13 protein-coding genes are annotated in these 12,937 nt (G+C 73.8%); 4 read left to right on the plus strand and 9 right to left on the minus strand.

The window, feature by feature from the left end; all coding sequences use genetic code 11:
* The first annotated feature begins 11 nt into the window (after positions 1 to 11).
* Complete coding sequence (locus ABD353_RS07415; RefSeq protein ID WP_344622672.1) at positions 12 to 935, plus strand: 1-aminocyclopropane-1-carboxylate deaminase/D-cysteine desulfhydrase; 924 nt, start codon at positions 12 to 14, stop codon at positions 933 to 935.
* Here the strand turns inward: ABD353_RS07415 and ABD353_RS07420 are convergent.
* Both ABD353_RS07420 and ABD353_RS07425 read right to left on the minus strand, forming a co-directional pair.
* Complete coding sequence (locus ABD353_RS07420) at positions 922 to 2,451, minus strand: LCP family protein (RefSeq protein ID WP_344622673.1); 1,530 nt, start codon at positions 2,449 to 2,451, stop codon at positions 922 to 924. The genes ABD353_RS07415 and ABD353_RS07420 overlap by 14 nt on opposite strands.
* Before the next feature lie 177 nt (positions 2,452 to 2,628).
* A complete protein-coding gene (locus tag ABD353_RS07425) occupies positions 2,629 to 3,075 on the minus strand; it encodes a MarR family winged helix-turn-helix transcriptional regulator (protein WP_344622674.1) in 447 nt (148 codons plus the stop codon).
* A gap of 99 nt (positions 3,076 to 3,174) precedes the next feature.
* Between ABD353_RS07425 and ABD353_RS07430 the strand changes: the two genes are divergently transcribed.
* Both ABD353_RS07430 and ABD353_RS07435 read left to right on the plus strand, forming a co-directional pair.
* Positions 3,175 to 4,194 (plus strand): NADP-dependent oxidoreductase, encoded by a 1,020-nt coding sequence (locus ABD353_RS07430; RefSeq protein ID WP_344622675.1) that lies wholly within the window; start codon positions 3,175 to 3,177, stop codon positions 4,192 to 4,194.
* 353 nt (positions 4,195 to 4,547) lie between these two features.
* Entirely contained in the window at positions 4,548 to 5,042 is a 495-nt protein-coding gene (locus ABD353_RS07435) for a DUF3145 domain-containing protein (RefSeq protein WP_263105508.1), read from the plus strand.
* A 130-nt stretch (positions 5,043 to 5,172) separates the two neighbouring features.
* Here ABD353_RS07435 and fabF read toward each other — a convergent pair whose 3' ends face one another.
* The 5 genes from fabF to ABD353_RS07460 all read right to left on the minus strand — a co-directional run bounded on the left by fabF (position 5,173) and on the right by ABD353_RS07460 (position 10,143).
* A complete protein-coding gene (gene fabF / locus ABD353_RS07440) occupies positions 5,173 to 6,441 on the minus strand; it encodes a beta-ketoacyl-ACP synthase II (RefSeq protein ID WP_344622676.1) in 1,269 nt (422 codons plus the stop codon).
* 115 nt (positions 6,442 to 6,556) lie between these two features.
* Positions 6,557 to 6,799 (minus strand): acyl carrier protein, encoded by a 243-nt coding sequence (locus tag ABD353_RS07445; RefSeq protein WP_030267568.1) that lies wholly within the window; start codon positions 6,797 to 6,799, stop codon positions 6,557 to 6,559.
* 87 nt (positions 6,800 to 6,886) lie between these two features.
* Positions 6,887 to 7,918 carry a beta-ketoacyl-ACP synthase III gene (locus ABD353_RS07450; protein WP_344622677.1) on the minus strand — a complete coding sequence of 344 codons (1,032 nt, stop codon included), beginning with the start codon at positions 7,916 to 7,918 and terminating at the stop codon, positions 6,887 to 6,889.
* Positions 7,915 to 8,856, minus strand: coding sequence for an ACP S-malonyltransferase (locus ABD353_RS07455; protein WP_344622678.1), 942 nt, complete (start codon positions 8,854 to 8,856; stop codon positions 7,915 to 7,917). Before ABD353_RS07455 ends, ABD353_RS07450 begins: the two co-directional genes overlap by 4 nt.
* A 90-nt stretch (positions 8,857 to 8,946) precedes the next feature.
* Positions 8,947 to 10,143 (minus strand): PucR family transcriptional regulator, encoded by a 1,197-nt coding sequence (locus ABD353_RS07460; RefSeq protein ID WP_078660900.1) that lies wholly within the window; start codon positions 10,141 to 10,143, stop codon positions 8,947 to 8,949.
* Positions 10,144 to 10,410: 267 nt separating this feature from the next.
* Between ABD353_RS07460 and ABD353_RS07465 the strand changes: the two genes are divergently transcribed.
* Positions 10,411 to 11,187, plus strand: coding sequence for a pirin family protein (locus ABD353_RS07465; protein WP_344622679.1), 777 nt, complete (start codon positions 10,411 to 10,413; stop codon positions 11,185 to 11,187).
* Positions 11,188 to 11,200: 13 nt separating this feature from the next.
* Here ABD353_RS07465 and ABD353_RS07470 read toward each other — a convergent pair whose 3' ends face one another.
* Both ABD353_RS07470 and ABD353_RS07475 read right to left on the minus strand, forming a co-directional pair.
* The gene (locus ABD353_RS07470) at positions 11,201 to 12,001 is read right to left on the minus strand and encodes a hypothetical protein (RefSeq protein WP_344622680.1); all 801 of its coding nucleotides are present in this window, start codon (positions 11,999 to 12,001) and stop codon (positions 11,201 to 11,203) included.
* An 87-nt stretch (positions 12,002 to 12,088) separates the two neighbouring features.
* Positions 12,089 to 12,922: a serine hydrolase domain-containing protein gene (locus ABD353_RS07475; RefSeq protein ID WP_344622681.1), complete on the minus strand. Its 834-nt coding sequence runs from the start codon at positions 12,920 to 12,922 to the stop codon at positions 12,089 to 12,091.
* Positions 12,923 to 12,937 lie beyond the last annotated feature (15 nt).

Below are 12,937 nucleotides of genomic sequence, written 5' to 3' on the forward strand. Positions count from 1 at the left end.
ACCATGGCGGGATGCCGCTGCCCGCCGACCTGCCGACCCCGCTCACCCCGATCCAGGACCCGGTGCTGTCCCGGGCCGGCGTCGAACTCCGGCTGAAGCGCGACGACCTGCTGCACCCGACGGTGCCGGGCAACAAGTGGCGCAAGCTCACCCCCAACCTGGAACACGCACTCGCCGAGGGGCACACCCGGCTGGTCACCTTCGGCGGCGCCTACTCCACCCACCTGCGGGCCACCGCCGCCGCGGCCCGGGTGCTCGGGCTCTCCTCGGTGGGCGTCGTCCGCGGCGAGGAGCTCGCCGACCGGCCGCGCAACCCCTCGCTGGCGGCGGCCGAGGCCGACGGCATGCAGCTGGAGTTCGTCGCCCGCGGCGCCTACCGCGAGCTCGTCCGCGACCTCGGCCGGCCGCTCGCGCAGCGCTGGGGGCGGTGCCTGGTGCTCCCCGAGGGAGGTTCCAACGCGCTCGCCGTGCGCGGCACCGCCGCGCTGCCGGCCGAACTGGGCGACCTGGACGGGCGGGACACCGTCTGCTGCGCGGTCGGCACCGGCGGCACCCTGGCCGGCATCGCGGCCGGACTGCCGCCGGGGGCACGGGCGCTCGGCGTCGCGGTGCTGCGCGGCGAGGGCTACCTGGAGGAGGAGGTGGCCGCACTGCACCGGGCGGCGTACGGACGCACCTTCGCGAACTGGCGGATCGACCACGGCCACCACGGCGGCGGCTACGGGAAGGTGCCCGCCGCGCTGGAGGAGTTCGCGGCCGGCTTCGGCGAGCGGCACGGGATCGGTGTGGAGCGCCGGTACGTGGCCAAGGCGCTGCAGGCGGTGTACGGGCTGGCCGGGACGGCGGCGCTGCCGCCCGGCAGCCGGGTGACGCTGGTGGTCACCGGGCTGCCGGCGGGTCCGGGGGCCGCCGGGACCGGCCTCAGCCGTAGCTGAGGTCGGCGCAGAGGTCGCTGTCGGCGGGCCGGGTGTTCGAGGAGATGCCGGTGGGGATGCCGCTCGGCAGCGCGACCGGGCCGGAGGTGTCGCCGGAGGCGTGGTCCTGGCCGAGGGTCAGGACGAGTCCGTCGGCGTCGGCGTCGGGCCGGACGGTGGCGCCCGGGTAGAGCGCGGCGAGCTGCTCGGCCGCGGCCTTGTGGCCGGGGGAGTAGCCGACCGTGGTGGTGTTCCGGCCCTTGGTGTTGGCGCCGAGTACGACCTCGCGGTAGCCGTGCGCCTTGAGCGCCGTCGCGGCGCGGCCCGCGGTGCCGGTGGCGCCGGAGGCGTTGTGCACGGTGACCGGCACGGCGGTGGCGTCCGGTTCGGCGGCGCGGGTCTGGCCGGGGGTGGCGGAGGGCGAGGCCCCGGCGGACGGCGAGGCGGTGCCCGACGGCGTCGGCGCGGCCGGGGCGGAGGGCGTCGCGGTGCCGGCCGGGGCGGTGGCCTGGCCGTCCAGGGTGCGGTCCTGGCGGAGCAGCTCCCAGAGGGTGTCGACGTCCGGGTGGACGAGCGCGACCCGGGCGCCCGCGTACTCCCAGGGCACGGTGACGAAGGAGATGTCCGCCAGCTTGATGTCCTGCAGCGACTGGGCGAAGGTGGCGAGCTTCATGGCGCTGCCGAGCTCCTCGTCGACGGTGAGCGAGCGGGTCGCGGCGTCGGCGAGCGGCAGCAGGGTGGTGAGGTCGAAGCCCTGCCCCTGGACCTTCTTGATGAGCGAGGAGAGGAAGGCCTGCTGGCGCTTCATCCGGCCGATGTCGGAGCCGTCGCCGAAGCCGTGCCGGGCCCGGACGTAGTCGAGCGCCTGCTGGCCGCTGAGCGTCCGGCGGCCCTTGGTGAGGCGTATGCCGTAGGAGTCGACGTCGTTGGGCACGCACACGTCGACGCCGTGCACCGCGTCGGTCATGGCCGCGAAGCCCTTGAAGTCGACGACGATCGTGTGGTCCACCCGCAGGCCGGTGAGCGCCTCCACGGTGTTCTGGGTGCAGGCCGGGTTGCCCTGCGGGTAGAGGCCGACGGTGAAGGCCGAGTTGAACATCTGGTTGGTGCGCTCGCTCGTCCAGGTGCCGTTCGGCAGCTTGCACGAGGGGACGGTGACCAGGGTGTCGCGGGGGATGGAGACGCCCACCGCGTGCCGGTGGTCGGCGTAGACGTGCAGCAGGATCGCGGTGTCCGAGTGGCCGACGCCCTCCTCGCCGCCGCCGAGGTCGCCGTTGCCGTCGGAGCGGGTGTCGGAGCCGAGCAGCAGGATGTTGACCGGACGGCCGCCGCCCTTGGTGGTGGGGCCCGCCGGCGGGCGGCTGGTGGCGATGCCGTCCGCGGAGAAGGTGCTGATGTTCTGGTCGAGGCGGTGGTAGAACCAGGCGCCGGCGCCGGCGGTCGCCAGCACCAGGACGGCGGCGGTGGCGCCGGCGATCCGCGCCAGGCGGCGGCCCGTCCCGCGGGAGGACGCGGCGGACCCGCTCTTGTCGGTCATCACACAGTTGCTCTCTGTACGGCCGTGCCCGGCCCGGAAGGGAATTGGCCGGCACTCCTGTGTGCCCCCACCAGAAAGACGGCCCGGCGGGCCGTTCGGTTACATGCGGACCCGATCGGATACGGGCTCTTCCGGCCCGGATCCGATCCGATCGCCCCCTGTGTCGCGCTCCGCCGGTCAGGCGGGCGGCACGGCGCCGGCCAGCATCCGGCGGAGCAGGTCGCGCAGCTGGATCCGCTCCTCGGGGTCGAGGGCGGCGAGCGGCTCGCGGGCGAAGTGCAGCGACTCGCGCAGCTCCACGGAGGCGGCGGTGCCGGTGCCGGTGGCGGCGACCAGCTTGACCCGGCGGTCCTGCGGGTCGGCCTCGCGGGTGACGAAGCCGCGGGACTCCAGCCGGTCGACGATGCCGGTGATGTTGGACGGCTCGCAGCTCAGGGTCTGCGCGATGTGGCGCATCGGCATCGGTCCGCGCCGCAGCAGGGCGAGCACCTTGGCCTGGGCGCCGGTGAGCGAGCGGGCGGCGGCGGCCTCCTCGTACTCGCGGTGGAAGATTCCGACCAGGTTCGCCATGAGGTCGGTGACCTCCAGCGTGACCGGGTCCGTGGGCGGCTGCTGCGTCTCCATGCCGTCCACTGTACCTGAACATTTGACAACATGAACTATTCGTGTCCACGATTGCTTCAGTAACTCAACCTTTCAGGTGGATGCACCACGGAGGCAGCAATGGCAGAGCAGGCGATCCCCACCACCGGCCGCGAGTGGCACCTGGCGGCGCGCCCCGTCGGCCGGCCCGTTCCGAGCGACTTCGCACTGGTCGAGGCGCCCGTCCGGCAGCCCGGCCCGGGCGAGGTCCTGGTCCGCAACGCCTACCTCTCGGTCGACCCGTACATGCGCGGCCGGATGAACGACGTCAAGTCGTACGTCCCGCCGTTCGCGATCGGCGCGCCCATGGACGGCGGCGCGGTCGGCTACGTCGTCGCCTCCGCCGCGGAGGGCTTCGAGGTCGGCGACGCCGTGCTGCACGGCCTCGGCTGGCGCGAGTACGCGACCCTGCCCGCCGCGCAGGGCGTCAAGGTCGACCCGGCCCTCGCCCCGCTCTCCTACTACCTCGGCGTGCTCGGCATGCCCGGTCTCACCGCCTACGCGGGCCTGCTGGAGGTCGCCTCCTTCAAGGAGGGCGACACCGTCTTCGTCTCCGGCGCGGCCGGCGCGGTCGGCTCGCTGGTCGGCCAGATCGCCCGCCTCAAGGGCGCCGCCCGCGTCGTCGGCTCCGCCGGCTCCGCCGAGAAGGTCGCCACCCTGACCGGCTCGTACGGCTTCGACGCCGCCTTCAACTACAAGGACGCCCCGGTCGCCGAGCAGCTCGCCGCGGCCGCCCCCGAGGGCATCGACGTCTACTTCGACAACGTCGGCGGCGACCACCTGGAGGCCGCGATCGGCGCCCTCAACCCGCACGGCCGGGTCACCCTGTGCGGCGCCATCGCCCAGTACAACGAGACCTCCGCGCCGGCCGGCCCGCGCAACCTCGCCCTCGCCATCGGCAAGCGGCTGAACCTGCGCGGCATGCTGGTGCGCGACCACGCCGCCCTGCAGCCGCAGTTCGTCGCCGAGGTGGCCGGCTGGCTGAAGGACGGCAGCCTGCGCTACGACGAGACCGTGGTCAAGGGCGTCGAGAACACCGCCGAGGCCTTCCTCGGCCTGCTCCGCGGCGACAACACCGGCAAGATGGTCGTCGAGCTCTGACCTGCTGACGCCGTGTCACCACCACCCCCGCGGGCCGCTGCCCGCGGGGGTGGTCCGCGTACGGGCGGATCGGCGAACGGCCTGGTCGCGGCGTCGACGGGGCGTCAGCGCCGGTCGCCGCGGCGGGTGACGGTGCGCCTGCGGACGGAATAGGTCCGTTCGGGGGAGAGCACTTGCAAGGGGGTGGACCTGATGGGGGATTCGACTAGCATTGGGTGAAAGCTTGTCCGTTTTGCTCAATTTGATTACCTAATGTCGAGTAAGTTGAGCGTCACGGTGGTAGGCAGTACCTGCCGGCAGGTGGCACGAGGCAGCTGGGGAAGGCGACCCTCGTCCACAGCCTGGAGGTCCCGGTGACGACACGTGGTGTCCTGTACATCCACTCCGCGCCCCGCGCGCTGTGCCCGCACGTCGAGTGGGCGGTCGCGGGTGTGCTCGGCGTGCGGGTCAGCCTCGACTGGATCCGCCAGCCCGCCGCGCCCGGGCACTGGCGTGCCGAGCTCTCCTGGCAGGGCGAGCCCGGCACCGCCTCGCGCCTGGCCTCGGCCCTGCGCGGCTGGCAGCTCATCCGGTACGAGGTCACCAGCGACCCCTGCGCGAGCGCGGAGGGCGAGCGCTACAGCTCGACCCCGAGCCTCGGCATCTTCCACGCCGTCACCGGCATCCACGGCGACATCCTGATCCCCGAGGACCGGCTCCGCGCGGTGCTGCTGCGCGCCCGCACCGAGGGCGGCGACCTGGAGGCCGAACTCGCCCGGCTGCTCGGCAAGCCCTGGGACGACGAACTCGAACCCTTCCGCTACGCCGGCGAGGGCGCGCCCGTCCGCTGGCTGCACCAGGTGGTCTGACCGGCCGGGCCCGCGCACGCGAAAGGGGCGCGGGGACTGCGCGACCGTCGGGGCGGATGCCGTGCCCCGCCGGTCGCGCGGTTCCCCGCGCCCCTCCTTGGTACCGCTACCGGTGCCGAGTGAGCGATTCTCAGACGGTGCGGAAGGCGAGGACCACGTTGTGGCCGCCGAAGCCGAAGGAGTTGTTCAGCGCCGCGATCCGGCCCTCGGCGGGCAGGTCGCGCGGACCGCCGCGGACGATGTCCGCCTCGATCTCGTCGTCCAGGTCGTCCACGTTGATGGTCGGCGGGGCCGTGCGGTGGTGCAGCGCCAGCACGGTCGCGACGGTCTCGATGCCGCCGGCGCCGCCCAGCAGGTGGCCGGTCATCGACTTGGTGGCCGAGATGGCCACGTGCCCGAGGTGCTCGCCGAGCTCCTTGGAGAGGGCCTTCACCTCGGCGGTGTCGCCCTGCGGGGTCGAGGTGGCGTGGGCGTTGACGTGCACGACCTCGGCCTTGTCCAGGTCGCTGTGCTCGAACAGGTCGGCGATCGCACGGGCGACACCGGCACCGGTCGGCTCCGGCTGGGCGATGTGGTGGGCGTCCGAGGACAGGCCCTGGCCGACGGCCTCGCAGTAGACGCGGGCACCGCGGGCGGCCGCGTGCTCGGCCGACTCCAGCACCACGACGCCCGCGCCCTCGCCGAGGACGAAGCCGTCCCGGGCCTTGTCGTACGGACGCGAGGCGCGCTGCGGCTCGTCGTTGTTCTTGGACATCGCCATCATGTTGGCGAACGCGGCGATCGGCAGCGGGTGGATCGCCGCCTCGGTGCCGCCGGCCACCACGACGTCGGCGCGGCCGGTGCGGATCATCTCGATCGCGTAGCCGATCGCCTCGGCGCCGGAGGCACAGGCGGAGACGGGGGTGTGCACGCCGGCGCGCGCACCGACCTCCAGGCCCACGTTGGCCGCGGGGGAGTTCGGCATCAGCATCGGGACGGTGTGCGGGGAGACCTTGCGGACGCCCTTGTCCTTCAGCACGTCGTACTGGTCGAGCAGGGTGGTCACGCCGCCGATGCCGGAGGCGATCACGGCGCCCAGGCGCTCGGGCGCGAGCTTGGAGGACTCGTCGGTGGCCGGGGTCTCGAAGCCCGCGTCGGCCCAGGCCTCGCGAGCGGCGATCAGCGCGAACTGCGCCGAGCGGTCCAGCTTGCGGGCCAGCGGACGGGGCAGCACCTCGCCCGGGTCCACCGCGGTGCGCGCGGCGATCCGGACGGGCAGGTCCGCGGCCCACTCCTCGGTCAGCGCGCCCACGCCGGAACGGCCCTCCAGCAGGCCCTCCCAGAACGAGGCGGCGTCGCCGCCCAGCGGCGTGAAGGCGCCGATACCCGTGACTACCACGGTGCGGTTTTCAGCGGTCACTGGTTCTTCTTCTCTCACGTGTGCAAGGGGTGGCGGAGGGGCCGTGGGGGAACGGCCGGCCGGGGCTGGGTACGCCCCGGCCGACCGCAGGCAGCCGGACGGGCCGGCCGCGGGTTCAGCTGTTGGCGAGGATGTAGTCCACCGCGTCGCCGACGGTCTTGAGGTTCTTGACCTCGTCGTCCGGGATCTTCACGTCGAAGCGCTCCTCGGCGGCCACGACGACCTCGACCATGGACAGCGAGTCGACGTCCAGGTCGTCGGTGAAGGACTTGTCGAGCTCGACGTCCTCGGTCGGGATGCCGGCGATCTCGTTGACGATCTCGGCGAGACCTTCCAGAACCTCGTCCTTGGTAGCCATAGCGGCTGCTCCTCTTCGGGTGTAGACAGCGAGCGGTCCGGCGGACCGTCGCGGGATTTCGGGGGCGCGGGCGCCCGGGGAGGGTGCCTAGGGGAGAGTAACGACTGCGGCGGCGTACACGAGACCCGCCCCGAAGCCGATGATGAGGGCGAGGTCGCCGCTCTTGGCCTCACCGCTCTCCAGCATGCGCTCCATCGCCAGCGGGATGGAGGCCGCGGAGGTGTTGCCGGTCTCGGCGATGTCGCGCGCGACCGGCACCGACTCGGGCAGCTTCAGCGCCTTGATCATGGCGTCGGTGATGCGCATGTTCGCCTGGTGCGGGATGAAGGCGCCGAGCTGGTCGGCGGTGATCCCGGCGGCGTCCAGCGCCTGCTGGGCCACCTTCGCCATCTCCCAGACCGCCCAGCGGAAGACGGTCTGACCCTCCATCCGCAGGGCCGGCCACTTGGCCTCGTCGCCGGCGCCGTTGACGGCGTCCTCCTTGGCGAACGCGGTGTCCCAGGCCTGGGTCTGCGAGATGACGTCGCGCTGCGAGCCGTCCGATCCCCATATCACCTTGCCGATGCCGGGGGTCTCGGACGGACCGACGATCGCCGCGCCCGCGCCGTCACCGAAGATGAAGGCGGTCGAACGGTCGGAGGTGTCGGTCAGGTCGCTGAGCCGCTCCACGCCGATGACCAGCACGTACTCGGCGCTGCCGCCGCGCACCATGCCGTCGGCCAGGCCCAGGCCGTAGCCGAAGCCCGCGCAGGCGGCCGAGATGTCGAAGGCCGGGGCGGTGCCGCAGCCCAGCCGGTCCGCGATCTCGGTGGCGATCGCCGGGGTCTGCTTCAGGTGCGAGACGGTCGCCACGATCACGCCGCCGATCTGCTCCGGGACGATCCCGGCCTGGGCGATCGCCTTGCCGGCGGCCTGCACCGACATCTCGGCGACGGACTCCTCCGGGCCGGCCCAGCGGCGCTCGGCGATCCCGCTGCGGGTGCGGATCCACTCGTCCGAGGACTCGATCCAGTTGAGCACCTCGGCGTTGGGAATCACCCGGACGGGGCGGTAGCCGCCGACGCCGTGGATGCGCGAGTGCGCGGCACCGGTGGCCGGCTTGATCTGGGGCGCTGTCATCCGTTGTTCTCCTGAGCACCGTGCTCGGCGACCAGCCCGCGGGCCTTGTCGAGATCGGCAGGGGTCTTGAGGGCCAGCGTCGCCACGCCCTTGAGGTTGCGCTTGACCAGGTTGGTGAGGGTGCCCGCGGGCGACAGCTCGATCACGGCCGTCGCACCGAGCTGCTGGATCGCGTCCATGCACAGGTCCCAGCGGACCGGGTTGGAGACCTGCGACACCAGGCGGGCCAGCACCTCGGCACCGGAGCCCACCACGCCGCCGTCCTTGTTGGAGACGTACGCCACGGCCGGGTCGGAGACCGCCAGCCCGGGGGCGAACTTCTCCAGGCGCTCCACGCCCGGAGCCATGTGCTCGGTGTGGAACGCGCCCGCCACCTTCAGCGGGATCAGCCGGGCGCCGGCCGGCGGGTCCGCCTTCAGCGCCTCCAGCTGCTCCAGCGTGCCGGCCGCCACGATCTGGCCGCCGCCGTTGTTGTTGGCCGCGGTCACGCCGTGCTCGGCGAGCTTCGCGGCGACGGCGTCCGGCTCGCCGCCGAGGACGGCGGTCATCCCGGTCGGCCGCGCCGCGGCCGCCTCGGCCATGCCCAGGCTCCGCTCGCGGACGAACGCCAACGCGTCCTCGGCGCTCAGCACGCCGGCCAGCGCGGCCGCGGTGATCTCGCCGACGCTGTGGCCGGCCACGCCGCCGACCAGCGAGCGGAAGTCACCGTCCGCGAACAGCACGCCGGCCGTCACCAGGCCGGCGGCCACCAGCAGCGGCTGGGCCACCGCGGTGTCCTTGATCTCTTCCTCGGAGGCCTCGGTGCCGTAGCGGACGAGGTCGAGACCGGCGACCTCGGACCACTGTCCGAGGCGGTCGGCGGCGCCGTCCAGCTCGAGCCAGGGGCTGAGGAATCCGGGGGTCTGAGCACCCTGTCCAGGGGCGACGATTACGAGCACGGTTCAACCCTCTCTCGCCAGGCACCCGTGGGCGGGTAGGCGACGACAACGAAGAAAAGCACGCCGGGTTGTGCAGTCCCTACAGCGCGGTCAGCCCTGGTCGGCGACGGCTCCGAGACGGCCCAGCGCAAGGGCGATGCGCAGGGTGAACGCCGAGCGCACGTCGGACGGAGCATAGCCCGTGACGTCAGTCACACGACGCAGCCGGTAGCGCACGGTGTTGGGGTGGACGAAGAGCATCCGGGCCGCGCCCTCCAACGAGGACGCCTGCTCCAGGTAGACACTCAGCGTCTCCAGCAGTGCCGACCCCGCCTCGTCCAGCGGTGTGTAGATCTCCTCCACCAGCTGCCGCCGGGCCGCCCGGTCCCCGGCGAGCGCCCGCTCCGGCAGCAGGTCGTCGGCCAGCACCGGCCGCGGCGCGTCCGGCCACGCCGCGCACGCCCGCAGCCCGGCCGCCGCGGCCTGCGCCGAGCGCGTCGCCGACAGCAGGTCCGGCACGCTCGGACCGACCACCACCGGGCCCGGCGCGAACTGCCCGATCAACGCCTTCGCGGTGTGCACCGGCTCCTTGTCGCCGCCGACCACCACCACCAGCCGGCGGCCCAGCACGCCCGTCAGCACCTGCAGCTTGGCGTACCTGGCGGCCCGTCGGATCGCCTCGACCACGGCCTCGCTGTCCCCGTCCGGGGCGCTGCCCATCACCACCCGCACCTGGCTCGGCTGACCCCAGCCCAGCGCCGCCGCCCGCGACAGCACGCCCTCGTCCGCGTCACCGGAGAGCAGCGAGTTCACCACCAGCGCCTCCAGGCGCGCGTCCCACGCACCCCGGGCCTCCGCCGCCTGCGCGTACACCTGGGCCGTCGCGAAGGCGATCTCCCGCGCGTACACCAGCACCGACTCGCGCATCCCGGCCTCGTCGCCGGGGGCGGCCACCTCCTCGATGGCCTCCTCCATCACCTCGATGGTGGTGCGGATCAGCTCCACGGTCTGCCGCAGGGTGATCGCCCGGGTCAGCTCGCGGGGCGCCGTCCCGAAGACGTCCGTGGAGATCGCCTGCGGCGCCTCCGGATGCCGGTACCACTCGGTGAACGCCGCGATGCCCGCCTGCGCGACCAGGCCGATCCACGACCGGTGCTCCGGCGGCATCCGCCGGTACCAGGACAGCTGGTCGTCCATCCGGGCGATCGCCGCGGTGGCCAGCTTGCCCGAGGACTTCTCCAGCCGCTTCAGCGTCGCCGAGCGCAACTCGGCCCGCTCGGCGGCCAGTCTGCGCTCCTGCGCGGTCAGCCGCCCACCTCGCGGAGGGCGCGGCGGCTCCCCGGCCGGCGCCGCCTTGCGGGCGGCCGCCTTCTTGTCGGCCTTCGCGCCGTCGGCCCTCGCGCTCTCGGGCTTCGGGCTGTCGGGCTTCGGGCTGTCGGGCTTTGCTGATGCGGCTGGCACAGGAACAAGACTGCCTCACCACACGCCGTGCTCGTGCACACCCCCCGCCGGTGGGAACCCGGCGCGCCGGACCGCACCGGCCGCCCGCCGCGCCGCACCGGCTACCGTGAGCGGGTGACCGAGACCCGAGACCGCGGCCGTGCCGACCTCCGCCGGGCGCCCGAGCGCTACCGCTCCACCCCGGCCGAGGGCATCGAGACCCGGCACTCCTTCTCCTTCTCCGGGCACTACGACCCGAAGAACACCCACTTCGGCGCGCTGCTCGCCTGCAACGAGGAGACCCTCGCCCCCGGCGCCGGCTTCGACGAGCACCGCCACCGCGACACCGAGATCCTCACCTGGGTGCTGGAGGGCGCGCTCGCCCACCGCGACGACGACGGGCACGCCGGGGTCGTCCGCCCCGGCATGGTCCAGCACCTCAGCTCCGGCTCCGGCATCGGCCACACCGAACGCAACCTCGGCGGCTCCGCCGTGCCCGTCCGCTTCGTCCAGATGTGGCTGCAACCCGACACCTTCGGCACCCCGCCCGCGTACGGCCTGCGGAAGGTCGAACCCGCCGAGGACGGGCTGACCCTGCTCGCCTCCGGCCTGGAACGTGACGCCGCGTCGGACGCCCTGCGGCTGCGCCGCTCCGACGCCGCCCTGTACCTCGTCACCGCCGGCCCGTGGCAGCCGCTGCCCGCGCTCCCCGAGGCGCCCTACCGGTACGTCCACCTGACCGCCGGCTCGCTCGGCTACCGGACCGTCCCCGGACCGCACGGCGCCGGCCGCTCCCTCGAACCCGGCGACGCCGTCCGCATCACCGGCGACGCCTTCACCGACCCCACCGCCGGCCCGGACGGCGCCGAACTCCTGCTCTGGGAGATGCACTCACCGCTGACCTACGGCTGAGGCCGCGGGGTCCTCACAGGTCCTCGTGGTCCGACCAGGTGTACCAGGGGCCGGACCGGTGGGTGTAGGACACCTCGTCCTCCGGAGGCCCGTCCGGCAGGTACGCGAAGCCGGTGCGTTCGAGCAGACCGCTGCCCGGCACGGTGAACCGGAACCCGCGGACACCCACCGCGGTCACGTCGTCGACCGGGTACGTGCCGAGGTGCGACGGCTGCGGCAGCCGGCCGTCGCCGGCCGCCACGTGTTCGGCCCGTTCGGCGAAGGAGCTCAGCGCCGGACGGGCCAGCGCGAACCGGGCCTGCTGCGGCACCTGGAAGTGCAGCAGCACCGCGGTGGCCGCCAGCAGCAGCGGCGACACCGCCCACCGCCAGTTGCCGGCCGGCCGCACGGCGGCGGCGGGTGCGTCGGAGAACAGCCAGCCGAACCAGAGCACGACGGTGGCGGCACCCCCCGCGAGCGCCACGAAGGCCATCGCCCAGTCCGCCGCGGGCAGGCTGAACGCCAGCAGCGCCGCGGCGGCCAGGACCGCGCAGCCCGCCAGGACGGAGTTGCCCGGCCTGCGGAGCCGACCGCGGCGACGCCACAGGGCGGTCGCGGCGGCGACGGGCATGGCGGCGGCGACGAGCGCGGCGACGCAGCCCAGGGCCCCCAGCGCCACCAGGCACACGGCGACCACGGCACCACCGACCGCGACGATCCCGGTCGCCCGCGGCACGGCCGCGACGAGGAGGACGAGCAGGGCGAGCAGGACGGGCCCGCGGTAGCCCTGAACCGTCATCAGCTGCCGCACCCGCGACACGGACGTCGAATGCATGACCGATGATCTACCGCAGCCGGGCGCGGCCGTGCAAGGCCCGTTCCGGGCACCGGGCCGGGTGCCCCCGCGCCCGGAACGGCCCCGTCAGCCCCGGAGTTCGGCGAGGACGGCGTCGGTGAAGAGCGGCCAGACCTCGGCGGCCCAGGGGCCGAAGTCACGGTCCGTCAGGGCGACGGTGGCCACACCGGCGGCGGGGTCGACCCAGAGGAAGGTGCCGGACTGGCCGAAGTGGCCGAAGGTCCCGGGCGAGCTGGTGGTGCCCGTCCAGTGCGGGTCCTTGGCGCCGCGGATCTCGAAGCCGAGCCCCCAGTCGTTGGGCCGCCGGTGGCCGAAGCCGGGCAGGACGCCGCCGAGACCGGGGAAGGCGACCTCGCGGGTGGCCCGCTGCACGGTGGTCGGGTCGAGCAGCCGCGGGGCCTGGAGCTCCGCGGCGAACAGGGCGAGGTCGGCCACGGTCGACAGGCCGCCCGCGCCGGCCGGCGCCCGGTGCGCGGTGTTGATCAGCGTGGCATGCATCCCGAGCGGCCGGAAGACGGCCTCCTGCGCGTACTGCGCGAACGGGATGCCGGAGGCCTTCTCCAGGGTGTCGGCGAGGACGTCGAAGCCGGCGTTGGAGTAGAGCCGCCGGGTGCCGGGCTGCGCCATCACCCGGTGCTCGTCGAAGGCCAGCCCCGAGGTGTGGGCGAGCAGGTGACGGACGGTCGAGCCCTCGGGCCCCGCCGGGTCGTCGAGTTCGAAGACGCCCTCCTCGACGGCGACCAGCGCGGCGTACGCGGACAGCAGCTTGGTCACCGACGCCAGCGGGAAGAGGTGCTCCTGCGTCCCGTGCGCGCCGAGCACCGCCCCGTCCGTGCCCCGCACCACCGCGGCCGCCGCGTTCGGCACCGGCCAGTCCTCGATCATCCGCAAGCTCTGCATGCGCCGACCATAGCC

Origin of the sequence: Kitasatospora arboriphila (genome assembly GCF_039528095.1) — a bacterium.
Classification (GTDB): domain Bacteria; phylum Actinomycetota; class Actinomycetes; order Streptomycetales; family Streptomycetaceae; genus Kitasatospora; species Kitasatospora arboriphila.

Excerpts from the sequence above, each read along its gene's own strand:
- ABD353_RS07415 (WP_344622672.1), top strand. The coding sequence starts at position 12 with ATGCCGCTGCCCGCCGACCTGCCGACCCCGCTCACCCCGATCCAGGAC.
- ABD353_RS07420 (WP_344622673.1), bottom strand. The coding sequence starts at position 2,451 with ATGACCGACAAGAGCGGGTCCGCCGCGTCCTCCCGCGGGACGGGCCGC.
- ABD353_RS07425 (WP_344622674.1), bottom strand. The coding sequence starts at position 3,075 with ATGGAGACGCAGCAGCCGCCCACGGACCCGGTCACGCTGGAGGTCACC.
- ABD353_RS07430 (WP_344622675.1), top strand. The coding sequence starts at position 3,175 with ATGGCAGAGCAGGCGATCCCCACCACCGGCCGCGAGTGGCACCTGGCG.
- ABD353_RS07445 (WP_030267568.1), bottom strand. The coding sequence starts at position 6,799 with ATGGCTACCAAGGACGAGGTTCTGGAAGGTCTCGCCGAGATCGTCAAC.
- ABD353_RS07450 (WP_344622677.1), bottom strand. The coding sequence starts at position 7,918 with ATGACAGCGCCCCAGATCAAGCCGGCCACCGGTGCCGCGCACTCGCGC.
- ABD353_RS07470 (WP_344622680.1), bottom strand. The coding sequence starts at position 12,001 with ATGCATTCGACGTCCGTGTCGCGGGTGCGGCAGCTGATGACGGTTCAG.
- ABD353_RS07475 (WP_344622681.1), bottom strand. The coding sequence starts at position 12,922 with ATGCAGAGCTTGCGGATGATCGAGGACTGGCCGGTGCCGAACGCGGCG.